Raw genomic sequence first — 15567 nt, 5'->3', positions numbered from 1 at the left:
GAAACTCAGCGCCCAGGAAAAAATGGCGCGCATCCCCGTGAAAATCGAAATGACGGTGACGCCGCTGCGCAAGCCGTCATGGATCAGGGTCAAGGCGCCGACCTCGGATGCGGTCGCAAAAATCAAGACCATGCTGCGCAACCAGAACCTGCACACCGTGTGCGAGGAAGCCAGTTGCCCCAATCTCGCCGAATGCTTTAGCAACGGGACGGCGACATTCATGATCATGGGCGATGTATGCACACGGCGCTGCCCGTTTTGCAATGTCGGTCACGGCCGGCCGGCGCCGCTGGACCGGCAGGAACCGGAGCACCTGGCGCAAGCCGTCCATGACATGAAACTGCGCTACGTGGTCATCACCTCGGTGGATCGCGACGATCTGCGCGACGGCGGCGCCGAACATTTCGTTCACTGCATCCGCGCGATCCGCAAAAAATGCCCGGGCATCCGGATCGAAATCCTGGTCCCGGATTTCCGCGGCCGTATGGAGGTCGCGCTGAAACTGATGCACGTCAGCCCGCCGGATGTTTTCAATCACAACCTGGAAACCGTTCCGCGCCTGTATCGGCAGGCCAGACCGGGCTCCGACTATCAGCATTCGCTCAACCTGATCCGCGACTTCAAGGCCGCGCATCCGGAGATACCCACCAAGTCGGGACTGATGCTCGGTCTCGGTGAAGAACTGGACGAGGTACGTGATGTGATGCGCGACCTGCGCACGCACGATTGCGAGATGCTGACGATCGGCCAATACCTGCAGCCGACCCGGTATCATTTGCCGGTCAGCCGCTATGTGACGCCGGAGGAGTTCCAGGAACTTGCAAAAGACGGCTATGCGATGGGCTTTAGCCACATCGCCAGCGGACCGTTGGTCAGGTCTTCATACCACGCCGACCTGCAGGCGGATGGAACCTTCGCCAGCGCTCAATTTTGAGCTATCAATTGCTCGAGCACGCTCAACCGCTCGGGCGTCCCGGCATCCAGCCATTTGCCGGAATAATGCGAGCCGGATACCAGGCCCCTGGCGATCGCCGCCTTTAATACGGGGATCAGGGAAAACGCACCACCGTCGCAGCCCACGAACAACTCCGGCCGATACACGCCGATGCCGGAAAACGTCAGTCGCGGCCCCTGGCTGCCATCGTCACGGATCCGCGTTTCGGCAAGCACGAAATCGCCTTGCCGGTGGTGCGCAGGATTATCGACCAGCACCAGATGCGCCAGGTCGCGGTCCGCCAGCGCCAGGGTATCGAATAGAAAGTCGCTCCACACATCGCCATTGACCACCAGGAACGGGTCCGGGCCCAGCATGGGCAAAGCGCGGAAAATCCCGCCACCGGTCTCCAGCGGCGGATGCCCCTCCTCCGAAAAATGCAAAGTCAGATTCCAATCGTGACCGTCGGCCAGCGCATCGCGAATCTGCTCACCCAGCCAGGACAGGTTGATTACCACATCATTGACACCCGCTCTTGCGAGCGCCTCCAGGTGGTAATGAATCAATGGACGACCGGCTACTTCGAGCAGCGGTTTTGGCGTGCGGTCGCTCAGCGGGCGCATCCGCTCGCCGCGACCCGCGGCCAGAATCATCGCTTTCATGAGGCCGCCGTCTCCAGCGCCGGCAGAATGCGCTCGCGAATCAAGGATTGCAGGAATACGAGCTGCGGGTCGCCGCACTCCACTTCGATGATGTGACTCAGCGTACGCGGTATGTCGTCCAGGTAGAACGGCTTGCCATCACGATGCCAGAGCCTGGCAAAAATACCGCTGGCTTTCAGATGCCGTTGCACACCCATCAATTCGAAGCGATGCAGAAATTCAGCCGATCGCGGCAAAGGTATCCCTCGCTCGGCCGCCTGGCGCCGGTAGTCTGCGATCCAGCCCGACACCCGCTTGCGCGGCCAACTCAGATAACAGTCTTTCAATAGCGAGACCAGATCGTAAGTGGGCGGACCGCGAACGGCGTCCTGAAAATCCAGCACGCCCGGTGGCTGTTCGCACCACATCAGGTTTCGCGAGTGGAAGTCCCGGTGCACGAAAACCGTCTCTTCGCAAAGCGCGGAGGCACAAAGGAAGTCGAAGCATTCCTGCAGTTTTTCCGATGCCCGCGATGACAGGCTGATACCCAGGTGGGCCGCGAGCAACCAGTCTTTGAACAGCGCCATTTCCTGCATCAACAGAGCCCGGTCATAGGGCGGCAGACGATCGAGCCCCGCGTGGCAAACGGACTGCATGGAGACCAGCGCTGTAATCGCCGGCTGATACAGCGCATCGGGATCAACATCGCCACGCAGCCTCTGCAGATAGGTTTCCGAACCGAGATCACCGAGCAACAGAAAGCCCTGATCCAGGTCGGTGCAAAAAATGCGAGGCACATTGACGCCGGCATCGGCCAGCATTTTGGCAACCTGTACGAACGGCCGGCAATCTTCCTGTGCAGGCGGTGCATCCATAACGATATAGCTGTTCTGTCCAGACCACACCCTGAAATAACGCCTGAAACTGGCGTCTCGGCTTGCCGGTTCGATGGTCCGGGCATCGATCCCCGCAATTGCGGTTTGCCGGCCCAGCCATAGTCTCAATAGGTCCAGTCTTTCGGGCACAAAATCTCCTGGCTGCGGTCCACACCTTTGACCCGGCATTGTAATTGAAGGCCATAGCCATCTGTGCCATTGTAACGGCCGCCCAAGCGCGGAGCATTGAGATTCTGAATATCGGCTTCAAGCACCTGGCCTGGTTGGGAATGTTGCTGGCCACTGCTGCCACCGCCGACGAGAGCCTGTGCATTATTCCCCCGCTGGATTCCCCGCCGGAATCGCAAGCGCCTGTCTATAGTCACCCAATGGATGGGCAGGTCAAATTCCGTGCCCGCGAAGGCCGCGTCAACCGCGATGGCAAAATCACCGTTACCGGCGACGTCGAAGTCAGGATGGGGGAGCGATTTGTCCGCACCAACCAGGCCCAGTACGACCCGGAAACAGAATCTTTCAGCATCAGCGGCGACTTCCAGTACCTGGAACCAGGCCTCAGTATCTCAGGTTCCGAGGGACGCATCAGCGGGACCGGCAAAAACATCGAATTTAAAGGCTCTGAATTCGTGCTCACCGAACGACCGGCCCGCGGTTCAGCCAGTGAGATAAACATAAGCGAGGACCAATTGCTTTTGCGGGACATCGTCTATACGACCTGCCCGGAAGGCACCAACGACTGGACACTGCGGGCCAAATCGATGGAAATCGATCAGGAGGAGGGCTGGGGCGTAGCCCGCAATGTACAGATTCGATTCGGCAAAATCCCGGTATTTTATTTCCCGTACCTGTCTTTCCCGGTCTCCGACAAACGCAGGTCCGGATTCCTGCTGCCGACCTTTGGTCGTACCGAGCGCAGCGGCACTGAATTTGGACTGCCTTATTACTGGAACATCGCGCCAAATTATGACCTCACCTACACACCGATGTTCATGAGTACCCGCGGTTGGCAACAAAACGTGGATTTTCGCTACCTGAGCAACAAAAGCCGGGGGACGATCGAGCTCGAGTACCTGGGCAAGGACAAGAGCTTGCGAACCCAGCGCAGTTACGGTTTGTGGAAGCACAATACAACCTGGAACAACGGCTGGCGGGCAACCACCCACATTGAGGATGTGTCCGACAGGACATATTTCGAGGATTTTGGCCGCGACATCGACACCACCAGCAGAACCCACCTCGAACGCAACGTTCAGCTTGATTACGTCAACGACAACTGGCGGATATCCACCCGCGCACAGAATTTTCGCACCATCGATCCGACCTTGGCCGATGATGAACTGCCATACGAACGGCTACCCCAGATACTCGTTCGCGGGCAGGGTCATACCGGCCTGTCGGCACTGGACTGGCAACTGGATCTGGAACTGGTGAATTTCCACCGCGATACCGGCGTGACCGGCAAGCGGATGAATTTACGGCCCGGGCTGTCTTTCACGCTGGGCAGTCCCAGCTACTACCTGACCCCAAGCGTGGCCTGGGACTACACGACATACGATCTCGATAACACCGCACCGGGACAGGAGCGGAAACCGACTCGCTCAACGCCCATATTTACCATGGCTGGCGGCCTGGTTTTTGAGCGCACCGTGAAAAGCAAGAGGGCGTTCGTACAAACGCTTGAGCCGCGGATTTTCTATGCGCACATTCCGTTTCGAAATCAGAATGACCTGCCGGTATTTGACAGTGAGTTACCGACCTTCAACACCATCGAACTGTTTCGAGCCAACCGCTTTATCGGTATTGACCGGCTGGGTGAAACCGACCAGGTCAGTATCGGTGTCACCACCCGCATCCTGGATGAGAGCGAGGGTCGCCAGGTTTTATCGGCCACGCTGGGCCAGGCCTTTTTTCTCAGCGACCGCCAGATCACGCTGCCCGGCCAGGCGCCCCTCACATCCAGCAGCTCGCAGCTTATCGCCGAACTGAACCTGGCGTTGTATCGCCAGTGGAACCTGGACCTTGTTTATCAATGGGACCCGGAAACAAATGCGACCGCGATCTCGCGAACCCGTGTGCAATACCTGCCCACGCAATCCAGCGTGATCAATGTGATGCATCGATACCAGAAGGGTGTGTTCGAAGAAGCGGATTTCTCGTTCGTCTTGCCTTTTACGAGCCGCTGGAGCCTGCTCGGGCGCCTCAATTACTCTCTGCGGGACAACACGACGCTGGAACGACTGGTCGGGCTGGAATACCAAAGCTGCTGCTGGGGACTGCAACTGGTTTCGCGAAAGTTTATTTCCCGGCGATCGGGAGAATCCGACAGTTCGTTTATCCTGCAGATCGAACTCAAGGGGCTCAGTAAAATTGGCAGCCGCGCCAGCAACGTCTTGAAAAATGGTATCCTTGGCTACCCCGGCAATTGATAATCAACAATGCTTTCCAAGAAAATTATTGCCCTGACCAGCATCGCCTGCCTGATGCCGGCTATCGCGATTCAGGCCCAGAACCGAGAGCTCAGCGATCAAGGCCAGCTTCTCGACCGCATCGTGGCCGTGGTCAACGATGGTGTCGTGCTGAAGAGCGAACTCGACCGGCAAGTGACCCTGATCATAGATCGGCTACGGGAACGAACGACCAACCTGCCGCCGATGAATATCATCCAGCAGCAGGTGCTGGACCGGCTCGTAGTCAGAAAAATTCAGTCCCAGTTTGCGGCCAAGACCGGCATCGCCGTTTCCGACCAGATGCTGAACTCTTATCTTGAGAGGATCGCCGTCCAAAACGAGGTTTCATTTACCGAGCTGCCGGAGGCACTGGCAAAAACCGGGATCAATTACCGCGTGTTCCGCGAAGAAATGCGCGAAGAGATAATTATCGACCTGCTGAAGCAGCGCGACGTCCTGCGCCGCATCCGGGTTTCGCCGAAAGAGCTGGACCAGCATCTGGAAGCACAGAGACTGGCCGAGAGCGCCAGCAATGAATTCCTGCTGTCGCATATCCTGGTTTCGGTTTCACCATCCTCGACACCCGAAATTGTGAAAAAACTGGAGAAAAAGGCCACCGATATTTACCGGCGGCTCCAGTCCGGTGAGGATTTCTGTGAACTGGCGCTGGCATATTCGGATGGACAGCAAGCGCTGGAATGCGGCGATCTGGGCTGGCGCAAAGGCGCCCAGTTACCGGGTTTTCTGAATGAACTGGTCATCGATATGAAGCCCGGAGATGTCTCCGAACCGGCGCGCAACCCGAGCGGCTTTCACATTATCAGGGTAAACGAAATCCGCGGCACGGAAATTCAAAGATCGATAGTCTCCCAGCACCGCAGCCGGCACATCCTGATTCATACGGACGCCATCGTCGATGACCAGACGGCCAGGAAGAAATTGGTCGATATCAAGGAGCGAATCATCAACGGCGAGGATTTCGCCACCATCGCAATCGCCGTATCCGCAGACTCGCTTTCGGCACGCGACGGGGGCGACCTGGGCTGGCAAAAAGTCGGCTCCTTCGTCCCGGAATTCGAGGAAATGCTGACCACGCTGCAGATCGACGAAATATCAGAGCCCTTCAAGAGCTTTTTCGGCTGGCACATCGTCCAATTGCTGGAGCACCGCGAGTACGACAACACCGATGACCTGAGGCGGCAACAGGCTGTCCAGGAAATTCGCACCGCCAGGGCGTCCGAGGAAACCGAGGTCTGGATTCAGCGCCTGCGCGATGAAGCGTTCGTGGAATACCGCTTGTAAGCAAGCCTCTGATTTGGCTCATCCCCGCATCCTGTTGACGACTGGCGAGCCCGCCGGCATCGGCCCGGAGCTTTGCCTGGACATAGCGCGCCTGGAATGGCCCGCGCTGCTGGTCGCCGTCGGCGACGCCGAACTGCTCAGGCAGCGGGCGGCTCAGGTCGGCTCGTCCGTCGAGATCAGCGCTTACGACCCGTCCGCGGCGGCAACCCACGAGCCCGGCCGCCTGCCGTGCATGTCCATTCCCCTGAGCAAGGCATCGACCCCAGGGGAGCTTGACCCGGCCAACTCGGCCCAGGTCGTCGAGTGCATCGGCCACGCGGCGAAGGAGTGCCTGGCCGGCGTCTTCGATGCGCTGGTTACCGCACCCGTGCACAAAGGCATCATCAACGAAGCGGGCATCCGGTTTTCCGGTCACACCGAGATGCTCGCCGAGTTGTCAGGCCATGCGTCCGATGTCGTCATGATGTTGCTGGCCGGCGATCTGCGGGTCGCGCTCGCGACCACCCACTTGCCGTTGCGTGAGGTCCCCGATGCGATTACCCGGGACAAACTGGAGCACAGCCTGCGGGTGCTGCACCGGGATCTGCATGATCTGTTCGGCATCGAGGAACCGAGAATCCTGGTCTGCGGCCTCAACCCGCACGCCGGCGAAGGCGGTCACCTGGGCAGCGAAGACGACGAAATCATCGCACCGGCGGTCGATCGGCTGCGCAAAGAAGGCCTGGCCATCCGCGGCCCGTTACCGGCGGATACCGCTTTTACCCGGCAACAACTGGAACAGTGCGACGCGGTCATGGCGATGTATCACGACCAGGGCCTCCCGGTGCTAAAACATGCCGGCTTCGGCCAGGCCGTCAACATCAGTCTCGGTCTGCCGCTGATCCGCACCTCGGTGGACCATGGCACGGCACTGGACCTGGCCGGAACGGGTAAAGCCGACAGCGGAAGTTTGCAGGCGGCGTTACGACTGGCGATAGAGTTGGTTGAGAGGCGAACCAAAGACTGATAGCAGCGCTACCTCACCGCTACCCCAACAACGCCTCGACCGCCACACTGTAATCCATCTTCTCGCCTTCCCACCGGGTCACGCAGGTTTTGGAGTCGATGTCGATCCCGGGGATTTCATGGCTCAGCAAGTCCGCCGCGTCGGTTTTTGGCGGGATCGGGGGGTAATATTCGGCACGGCGGATGACATTGCCATCTTTGTTTTTGAAAACAATGCGGCCATCGGCGGTCTTCTCGCAGCCAAAACCGCCTTCATGTACCAATCGATGGTGATAACGACATAGCTGCACCAAGTTGTCGATACTGGTTTCACCGCCCTCGGCCCAGTGCTTGATGTGGTGGCGATCGATGTAATATTGATGGGTACAACCGGGAAAGCGGCAGCCTTTGTCCCTGGCTTTTAATATTCGCCGCATGGCCGATGGAATAACCCGGGATTTGCGGCCGATATTGATCGGTTCGCCGGTTTCGTCCTCGAAAAGCTTGACCACACTGCTGTCACAACTGATGCGTCTCGATGTTTCCGCGGAAACATTGGGGCCGTGTTCGAGTTCGCAGATCTCGCCGCTGCCGTCTTCGAGTGTTTCCGCGGAAACATGGATGACGACCTGGTAACGCTCCGCGGTGGTTGAGGTCTTGGCGCCATGGCTCAAATAAGTCTCGGCCAGCTCGATCAAGGCATCGGCCCGGTGGACGCTGAACGGGACCCTTGATTTAGGATTGGGGTTGTTGAATGTTTCCGCGGAAACATCGGGTTCTTGTCTTTCGGCCTTGGCCCGGTCCATCGCCATTTCCAGGGCTTTGAGGACCAGCGCGCCTTGTTCGGCGGGCAATCGGGCACGAATCACTAACGAACCGTCTTCATCGGAGGCAAAAGTCAATTTGCGCTGTTCATGCTGTTGGTTGGCGTTTTGGGCGTCTTGCAGTCTTTTGACCCAGCGGGTCTTGGCGATCAGTCTTTCCATGTGGCTGGCAGTGCCGTGCCTGGCGATCATCAGCAGAAAAACTTCGTTCTCACTATTCGCAACCCGGGTCATGGCCCGCACCTTCGAATAGCTGATCTCGCCTTTTTCTAAAGCCGTGCTGATTTTTGGTAAATCTGCCAGACAATGCGCCACGCGGACCTTCTCTCGGGCTGCGTTCATGCCGATGCCGCATTGCCAGTTCAGCCAGTGGGCGCATGAATACAAACCTTCTTCATGCCAGCCATTGGCTTCATCGAATTCGCGGATCAGCTTCAGCAGCCGGTACTCGGCGGCATTCAGATAACCGCACAGTTTGGTGATCTCGGCACCGAGTTCTTTGCGGTGTCGTTGGTTCTGTAGTCGCTGGGCATGGGACAAGTACATGGTGGGCTCCGGGGGTTGAATCGATGCTGTTCTTAATCCCAGTAGTATAGGCTTATCTTACTGAAAAATAAAGCTTTAATCGTCTTGATTTGCCCAGAAACCGGGCTTGTAAATGGGCTGCAGATTGCGCGTCAACGGGCATCCTTGAGAATCAGAAACTTCAAAAATCGGGCAGCCTGATATTATGAATTTCCCCCGACTCCCATGTCGTTGATCAAGGGGAATGACCAAGGGAACTGAGAAAAAAATGAGCCGCCCCATAACCCACCGCCCCCGCAAACGTTTCGGTCAGCATTTTCTCCATGACCCGGCTGTCATCGAGCGCATCGTCAGCGCGATCGACCCGCGGCCGGGCGACACCATCATCGAAATCGGCCCGGGCCAGGGCGCGATCACCCTGCCCCTGCTGCAAAAACATGGCGCGCTGGAGGCGGTGGAACTGGATCGCGACCTGGTGGCGTTGCTGCGGGAAAAAGCCGCCGGTCACGGCGAGTTGCTGATCCACGAGGCCGATGCCCTGAAGTTCGATTTCCGCCAGCGCAAACAGGCTGGCGGCGCGCTGAAAATCGTCGGCAATCTGCCCTACAATGTTTCCACGCCACTGCTGTTTCATCTGCTCGGGCAGATTGACTGCGTCTCCGTGATGTATTTCATGCTGCAGAAAGAGGTCGTCGAGCGGATGGCGGCCGCGCCCGGCAACAAACGCTATGGCAGGCTGACCGTGATGCTGGCGGCGTCCGTCAAAGTCGAGAAACTGTTCACTATCGGCGCCGGTGCATTCAAGCCGCCACCGGCGGTCGAGTCGGCGTTTTGCTTACTGACCCCCTGGCCGCAACGCCCATTCGAGGTTCCCGACCCCGAACGCTTTCGGCAGTTGGTAACCCAGGCTTTTAGCGCGCGCCGCAAAACCTTGCGCAACGCGCTCAGGGGGATGGTCTCCGTGGAGCAGATCGGCGGTCTGGGTATCGACCCGGGCCTGCGTCCGGAAAACCTGTCACCGGCCCAGTTCGCGGCCCTGGCCGCTTTGAGCAAGGAGTCTGCGCGGTAGAAAGTATTCCTACTCGGCAACCGCTCCTGCGTTGCTCTACCTCCTGCGTCCCTGCAGTCGTGCGAAAGCGCCACAGCGGTCCATTTTTCCGATCTTTTTCGTTGCGTAGTCCCACTATGCGCCTCAAAAGATCGAAAAACTGTCCTCGCTGTGACACTTTCTCGCTACGGATATTTCTACCGCGCAGACTCCTAGGTCATTTCAAGTTAAAGCCATTCATCTATAATCAATATGGCGTCACCACAATAACGGGACCGTGAGCGGGTGGTAAACGGGGTGCAGACATGAGCGATTACAGGAAAATTCTGCTGGCGGTTGATCTGTCGGACGATAGTGAAATTATCGGCAAGCGCGCTGTTGACATGGCGAATCGTTACCAGGCGGATCTCTGCCTGGTTCATGTCGTCGAGTATGTCCCGGTCGAACCCATGGGCGAGGCGCTTTTGCCCTCGGTCCAGATCGAAGACGAGTTGGTCAAATCCGCGAAAACCCGGTTCGAGGCGCTGGCCGCCAGCCTGGGTCTGGGTGACACGCCGCGCTATGTCGAGGTCGGCAACATCAAGGCCGAGGTCATCCGAGTGGCCAGGGACCAGGAATGTGACTTGATCGTACTCGGCTGCCGCGAGCGCCATGGACTGGCGATCATCATCAACTTCACCGAAGACACGATGCTGCATGCCGCGCCCTGTGACGTACTCGCGGTCAGGCTGGGTCACAAAGATTCGTAACCGCCCCCTGACCATTGGATACCCGCGCTGATGGCGATCTATGCCATCGGCGATTTGCAGGGTTGTTATCGAGACCTGTGCCGCCTGCTGGAGCGAATCGACTTCGACCCTGCCGCCGACCACCTCTGGTTCACCGGCGATCTGATCAGCCGCGGACCGGAATCGCTGCAGTGCCTGCGCTTCGTCAGCTCTTTGGGTGACGCCGCGGTCAGCGTGCTGGGCAATCACGACCTGCATTTCCTGGCGCTGGCGGATGGTGCGGTCCCGAACCAGGATAGCAAGCCCATGGATCCCGGTCTGCGGGAAATCCTGGATGCCGACGATGCCGCGACGCTCCTGCACTGGCTCAGACACCGGCCGCTGGCTCACCACGAAAACGGCATACTGTTGATACATGCGGGGCTGGCGCCGCAATGGAACGTCGAACTGGCGCTGCAACTCGCTGCGGAGGCAGAGGCCGTAGTGCGCGGACCGGACTACCGGGAATTCTTCCGCAACATGTACGGTGACCTGCCCGACCGCTGGGATCCTGGGCTGGCCGGCCACGAGCGGATCCGGTTCATCGTCAATTGCCTGACCCGGCTGCGTTACTGTGACCGGCAGGGTCATTTGCTGCTGGCACGCAAGGAATCGCCGGCGGGCCTGCCCGAATCGATATTGCCCTGGTTCCGCGTACCGAGCAGGGCCAGCCGGGGGTCGCGCATCGTATTCGGCCATTGGTCGACGCTGGGCCTGGCCGAAGAAGACGGCGTGCAGTGCCTGGACAGCGGCTGTGTCTGGGGCGGGCAGCTCAGTGCCGTGCGCATGGACCGGTCCGGGCCCGCGGTCAGCGTACAATGCCCGGCATACCAGGCGCCCGGCTGACGCGGCGCTTGACCGTTACCGGGCAAACCCGATACTTTGCCGACAGAATAATCAATGGCTGAAAAGGCCGGCGGAACCAGAGCATGAATCTCGACTTACACGGAAAAAACGCCCTCGTCTGCGGCGCGAGCCGGGGCATCGGCCTGGCCACCGCGCAGGAACTGGCCGGCCTGGGTTGCAACATCCTGCTGCTGGCGCGCGATGAAGAGGCCCTGGCGGCGGCCCGCGACTCTCTGCCGACGGGCGATGGTCAAGCGCACCGCAACCTCGCAACCGACATGGCCGATACCAACGGCCTGGAAGAAAAGCTGCAGCCGGAACTGGCAAAGCAGCCGGTCCAGATCCTGGTCAACAATTCCGGCGGGCCGGCGGCCGGCCCAGCCCATCTCGCCGACAACGATGCCTTCGAACAGGCTTTTCGTCAGCACCTGGTCGCGGCCCAGACCATTTTGCGGCTCGCCCTGCCCGGCATGCGCGACAGCGGCTACGGACGGGTTATCAATATCATCTCGACCTCGGTCAAACAGCCGATCAAGGGTCTCGGCGTTTCCAACACCATTCGCGGCGCCGTCGCGAGCTGGGCGAAAACCCTGGCGGCGGAACTCGGACCCGAGGGGATAACCGTCAACAACGTATTACCCGGCTTCACCGCGACGGAAAGACTCGATTACCTGTTCCGCAACCGGGCCGAGAAATCAGGGGCAAGTTTCGAGCAGGTGCGCGCCGCCGCCCTCGCCCAGGTCCCGATGGCGCGGTTCGCAGAACCCGGTGAAATTGGCTGCGCCATTGCGTTCTTGGCCTCCCCCGCCGCCGCCTACATCAACGGCATCAACCTGCCGGTCGATGGCGGGCGGACCGATTGCCTGTAGGCGGGATTGCGAATACCGATGGAAAAAATTCTCAATTACATCAATGGCGATCTGCTGGCTTCGACCACCGGACGCTGGCTGGATGTCATCGAACCGGCGACCGCGACGACCTATGGGCAACTCAACGACTCCGGCGACGAGGATCTTGAACTCGCCGTTGCCGCCGCGCAATCGGCGTTCCCCGCGTGGAGCCAGACGCCGGCGGAGGACCGGGGCCGGATGCTGCGCCGCCTGGCGCAAAAAATTGAGGCAATGTGCGAGCCGCTGGCGCTGGCCGAATCGATCGACACCGGCAAGCCGATCGCGGTGACCCGCAAGGTCGATATTCCCAGGGCAGCGCGGAACCTGCACTTTTTTGCCGATGCGGCCAGCCAGTTCGCCAGCGAATCGCATTACATGGAAGCGGGCGCGATCAATTACACACTGCGCCTGCCTCTGGGCGTGGTGGCCTGCATCTCGCCCTGGAACCTGCCGCTGTACCTGCTGACCTGGAAAATCGCGCCGGCGCTGGCTGCCGGCAATTGCGTCATCGCCAAGCCATCCGAGATTACGCCGGTCACGGCCTGGCTGTTCAGCCGCCTGTGCCAGGAAGCCGGCCTGCCGCCAGGCGTTCTGAACATCCTCCACGGCAATGGCCCCGGCATCGGCCGGGCCATCGTCGAGCACGCGGGTATCAGCGCGATTTCGTTTACCGGCGGCACGGCGACCGGCGCATCCATCGCTAGTGCGGTGGCCCCGGAGTTCCGCAAGCTATCGCTGGAACTGGGCGGCAAGAATCCCAGCATCGTATTTGCCGACGCCGACTGGGAGTCGATGATGGCTGGCGTGGTGCGGGCCGGGTATAGCAACCAGGGGCAGATTTGCCTGTGCGGTTCTCGCGTGCTGGTCGAATCATCGGTCTATGAAAAATTTCGCGACGAGTTCGTGGCCCGTGTCGGCGCGCTGCGAATCGGCGACCCGCTAAACGAAGACACCGAGCAAGGTGCGGTCGTCTCGCTGGCCCACCGCGACAAGATCCTCGAGTGCGTGGAAAAAGCCCGCCAGGCGGGCGGCAAGATCCTGACCGGCGGCGGCGCGATCGAACCGGATGCGGAACGGTGCCGCGACGGCTGGTTCATCGAGCCGACGGTTATCGACGGCATGGCGGCGGAAAGCGACTGTAACCAGGAAGAAATCTTTGGCCCGGTGGTCAGCCTGATCCCGTTCGCGGATGAGGCGCAGGCGCTGAGCATCGCCAACGGTACGCGATACGGCCTGGCTGCGTCGGTGTGGAGCGGCGACATCGGGCGCTGCCACCGCATGGCGGAACAACTGCAAGCCGGGCTGATCTGGATCAATACCTGGATGATGAGAGATCTGCGCACGCCGATGGGCGGCGTCAAGAACTCAGGGGTCGGCCGCGAAGGCGGTCTGGAGGCGATGCGCTTTTTCACCGAGCCGCGCAACGTCTGCATCAAGTATCGCTAGGGAAAATGGGCCAAAGGATAATGCAATGAGCGATGTCGTCAGAGCCAGCGGGGCGCCAAAACCGGTCGGCGCCTACCCGCACGCGCGCAAGGTGGGCGATTTGCTGTTTTTATCTGGTCTGGGTCCGCGCAACCCGGTAACCGACGAAATACCCGGCTTGGTGCTCGACGGCAATGGTGAAATCCTCGAATACGATATGGCCGCCCAGTGCCACGCGGTTTTTGCCAATGTCCGTAGCGTGCTCGAAGCGGCTGGCCTGGGTTGGGGCGATCTGGTCGACGTCACGGTCTTTCTGACCGACATGGATCGGGATTTTGAAACCTTCAACCGGGTCTACGCCGAGTATTTCAGCGACAATCAGCCCTGCCGCACGACGGTCGAAATCAACCGCCTGCCCACGCCGATCGCCATTGAACTAAAATGCATCGCCACCACGGGTAACCACGGAGGACCAGCATGAGCCAGCTTTCCGCTTTCAATTTCAAGCAATGGATAGACGAGCATCGCGAGGTTCTGCAACCGCCGGTTTGCAACAAACAGGTGTTTAGCGACAGTGAGTTCATCATCATGGTCGTCGGCGGACCCAACAGCCGCAAAGATTACCATTTCGACGAAAGCGAGGAGTTTTTCTACCAGCTCGAAGGCGACATGGTGCTGAAAACCATGCAGGTCGGGCAACCCGTGGATATCCCGATTCGCGAGGGTGAAATTTTCCTGCTCCCGGCACGCATGCCGCATTCGCCGCAGCGCTTTGCAAACACGATCGGGCTGGTCATCGAACGCCAGCGCCACAGGGAAGAAAAGGACGGTTTCATGTGGTTTTGCGAGAAATGCAACCACAAGTTATACGAAGAATACCTGCACGTGAGCAATATCGAGACGCAGCTCACGCCCGTATTCGACCGCTTCTGGTCGAACGAAAAAAACCGTACCTGCGATCAATGCGGCACGGTTATGCAAAAGCCATGACGCCCCGGCGACTATGCTGAAGATCGATATACACACCCACGTGCTGCCGGAGAACTGGCCTGACCTGAAGGAACGGTATGGCTACGGTGGCTTTGTGCAGCTCGAACACCATGGCCCCGGGTGTGCGCGCATGCTGCTGGAAGGCAAGCCGTTTCGCAACATCGAGTCGAACTGCTGGAGTGCAGAGCAGCGGCTGTCCGAGTGTGACGAGCATGGCGTCGATGTGCAGGTACTGTCCACGGTTCCGGTCATGTTCAGCTATTGGGCGCGGCCAAAAGACACCCTCGACCTGTCCCGCCTGCTGAACGATCACATCGCCGGCGTGGTTGCCGGCAACCCGGCGCGTTTCATCGGCCTGGGTACCGTGCCGATGCAAAATTGCGACCTGGCGATCGGTGAAATGGAGCGCTGCGTGAAAGAACTGGGGCTGGCCGGGATTGAAATCGGCACCCACATCAACGGCTGGAACCTCGACGACCCGCGGCTGTTCCCGATCTTCGAGGCAGCCCAGGAACTGGGCTCCGCGATTTTCGTCCATCCCTGGGAGATGCTCGGCCGGGAACGCATGTCCAAGTACTGGCTGCCGTGGCTGGTCGGCATGCCCGCGGAAACTTCGCTGTCCATCTGCTCGATGATTTTCGGCGGCGTTTTCGAAAGGCTGCCCCGCCTGCGGGTCGCCTTTGCCCACGGCGGCGGCGCTTTCCCGGCGACGCTTGGCCGCATCGAGCACGGCTTCAATGTACGACCGGACCTGGTCGCGGTCGATAACGACATCAACCCGCGCTCGTACATCGACCGGTTTTTTATCGATTCGCTGGTGCACGATCCCGAGATGCTGCGCTATATGATCAAGCTGATGGGCGCCGAGCAAATAGCGCTCGGCAGCGATTACCCGTTCCCGCTTGGCGAGCACGTGCCCGGCAGCATGATCGAATCGATGGGCCTCGACGAAAAAACCGCGGCGAGGCTGCTGCATGGCACCGCACTGCGCTGGCTCAACCTGGACCAGAAACAATTCCTGCAAGCCGCCGGAAAACAATAACCTAAGGCA

Annotated in this window: 15 protein-coding genes; 12 read left to right on the top strand and 3 right to left on the bottom strand. The window is 59.6% G+C overall.

Annotated features, from left to right (window positions below; genetic code table 11):
• Positions 1–22 precede the first annotated feature (22 nt).
• On the top strand, positions 23–934 hold the full coding sequence (gene lipA / locus IIA05_07310; protein ID MCH9026907.1) for a lipoyl synthase: 912 nt from the start codon (positions 23–25) through the stop codon (positions 932–934).
• Here lipA and IIA05_07305 read toward each other — a convergent pair.
• Together IIA05_07305 and IIA05_07300 are read right to left on the bottom strand one after the other, a co-directional pair.
• Positions 925–1596, bottom strand: coding sequence for a nucleotidyltransferase family protein (locus IIA05_07305; GenBank protein MCH9026906.1), 672 nt, complete (start codon positions 1594–1596; stop codon positions 925–927). The two genes, lipA and IIA05_07305, sit on opposite strands and share 10 nt — an antisense overlap.
• Positions 1593–2600, bottom strand: a complete 1008-nt coding sequence (locus IIA05_07300) for a phosphotransferase (protein ID MCH9026905.1) — start codon at positions 2598–2600, stop codon at positions 1593–1595. The genes IIA05_07305 and IIA05_07300 overlap by 4 nt, the downstream gene beginning before the upstream one ends.
• A gap of 44 nt (positions 2601–2644) precedes the next feature.
• On the opposite strand from IIA05_07300, the gene lptD reads away from it, so the two are divergent.
• The 3 genes from lptD to pdxA are packed head-to-tail and all read left to right on the top strand — an operon-like array spanning position 2645 to position 7223.
• A complete protein-coding gene (gene lptD / locus IIA05_07295) occupies positions 2645–4894 on the top strand; it encodes an LPS assembly protein LptD (protein MCH9026904.1) in 2250 nt (749 codons plus the stop codon).
• Between the two features lie 9 nt (positions 4895–4903).
• Positions 4904–6217, top strand: coding sequence for a peptidylprolyl isomerase (locus IIA05_07290; protein MCH9026903.1), 1314 nt, complete (start codon positions 4904–4906; stop codon positions 6215–6217).
• Complete coding sequence (pdxA, locus tag IIA05_07285) at positions 6189–7223, top strand: 4-hydroxythreonine-4-phosphate dehydrogenase PdxA (protein ID MCH9026902.1); 1035 nt, start codon at positions 6189–6191, stop codon at positions 7221–7223. The genes IIA05_07290 and pdxA overlap by 29 nt, the downstream gene beginning before the upstream one ends.
• 19 nt (positions 7224–7242) lie before the next feature.
• Here pdxA and IIA05_07280 read toward each other — a convergent pair whose 3' ends face one another.
• Positions 7243–8571, bottom strand: coding sequence for a DUF222 domain-containing protein (locus IIA05_07280; protein ID MCH9026901.1), 1329 nt, complete (start codon positions 8569–8571; stop codon positions 7243–7245).
• A gap of 247 nt (positions 8572–8818) precedes the next feature.
• On the opposite strand from IIA05_07280, the gene rsmA reads away from it, so the two are divergent.
• From rsmA to IIA05_07240, 8 genes are all read left to right on the top strand, one after another.
• A complete protein-coding gene (gene rsmA / locus IIA05_07275; GenBank protein MCH9026900.1) occupies positions 8819–9619 on the top strand; it encodes a 16S rRNA (adenine(1518)-N(6)/adenine(1519)-N(6))-dimethyltransferase RsmA in 801 nt (266 codons plus the stop codon).
• 284 nt (positions 9620–9903) lie between these two features.
• Positions 9904–10347 (top strand): universal stress protein, encoded by a 444-nt coding sequence (locus tag IIA05_07270; protein MCH9026899.1) that lies wholly within the window; start codon positions 9904–9906, stop codon positions 10345–10347.
• A gap of 30 nt (positions 10348–10377) precedes the next feature.
• Entirely contained in the window at positions 10378–11211 is an 834-nt protein-coding gene (locus tag IIA05_07265; GenBank protein MCH9026898.1) for a symmetrical bis(5'-nucleosyl)-tetraphosphatase, read from the top strand.
• An 83-nt stretch (positions 11212–11294) separates the two neighbouring features.
• A complete protein-coding gene (locus IIA05_07260; GenBank protein MCH9026897.1) occupies positions 11295–12080 on the top strand; it encodes an SDR family oxidoreductase in 786 nt (261 codons plus the stop codon).
• Between the two features lie 18 nt (positions 12081–12098).
• Positions 12099–13547: an aldehyde dehydrogenase gene (locus IIA05_07255; protein ID MCH9026896.1), complete on the top strand. Its 1449-nt coding sequence runs from the start codon at positions 12099–12101 to the stop codon at positions 13545–13547.
• 25 nt (positions 13548–13572) lie between these two features.
• Positions 13573–14007, top strand: coding sequence for a RidA family protein (locus tag IIA05_07250; GenBank protein MCH9026895.1), 435 nt, complete (start codon positions 13573–13575; stop codon positions 14005–14007).
• Positions 14004–14516, top strand: coding sequence for a 3-hydroxyanthranilate 3,4-dioxygenase (locus tag IIA05_07245; protein ID MCH9026894.1), 513 nt, complete (start codon positions 14004–14006; stop codon positions 14514–14516). Before IIA05_07250 ends, IIA05_07245 begins: the two co-directional genes overlap by 4 nt.
• Positions 14517–14532: 16 nt before the next feature.
• Positions 14533–15558, top strand: a complete 1026-nt coding sequence (locus IIA05_07240) for an amidohydrolase (GenBank protein ID MCH9026893.1) — start codon at positions 14533–14535, stop codon at positions 15556–15558.
• Positions 15559–15567 lie beyond the last annotated feature (9 nt).

The organism is Pseudomonadota bacterium, from assembly GCA_022572885.1.
In the GTDB taxonomy this organism is placed as follows: Bacteria; Pseudomonadota; Gammaproteobacteria; order Steroidobacterales; family MnTg04; genus MnTg04.
The sequence above is the reverse complement of the archived record's forward strand: the minus strand, read 5'-3'. Positions and strand labels throughout refer to the sequence as shown.

Bases quoted from the DNA above. Each gene is read 5' to 3' on its own strand.
- lipA (MCH9026907.1), top strand. From the start codon at position 23: ATGGCGCGCATCCCCGTGAAAATCGAAATGACGGTGACGCCGCTGCGC.
- IIA05_07305 (MCH9026906.1), bottom strand. From the start codon at position 1,596: ATGAAAGCGATGATTCTGGCCGCGGGTCGCGGCGAGCGGATGCGCCCG.
- IIA05_07290 (MCH9026903.1), top strand. From the start codon at position 4,904: ATGCTTTCCAAGAAAATTATTGCCCTGACCAGCATCGCCTGCCTGATG.
- pdxA (MCH9026902.1), top strand. From the start codon at position 6,189: ATGAAGCGTTCGTGGAATACCGCTTGTAAGCAAGCCTCTGATTTGGCT.
- IIA05_07280 (MCH9026901.1), bottom strand. From the start codon at position 8,571: ATGTACTTGTCCCATGCCCAGCGACTACAGAACCAACGACACCGCAAA.
- rsmA (MCH9026900.1), top strand. From the start codon at position 8,819: ATGAGCCGCCCCATAACCCACCGCCCCCGCAAACGTTTCGGTCAGCAT.
- IIA05_07270 (MCH9026899.1), top strand. From the start codon at position 9,904: ATGAGCGATTACAGGAAAATTCTGCTGGCGGTTGATCTGTCGGACGAT.
- IIA05_07265 (MCH9026898.1), top strand. From the start codon at position 10,378: ATGGCGATCTATGCCATCGGCGATTTGCAGGGTTGTTATCGAGACCTG.
- IIA05_07260 (MCH9026897.1), top strand. From the start codon at position 11,295: ATGAATCTCGACTTACACGGAAAAAACGCCCTCGTCTGCGGCGCGAGC.
- IIA05_07255 (MCH9026896.1), top strand. From the start codon at position 12,099: ATGGAAAAAATTCTCAATTACATCAATGGCGATCTGCTGGCTTCGACC.
- IIA05_07250 (MCH9026895.1), top strand. From the start codon at position 13,573: ATGAGCGATGTCGTCAGAGCCAGCGGGGCGCCAAAACCGGTCGGCGCC.
- IIA05_07245 (MCH9026894.1), top strand. From the start codon at position 14,004: ATGAGCCAGCTTTCCGCTTTCAATTTCAAGCAATGGATAGACGAGCAT.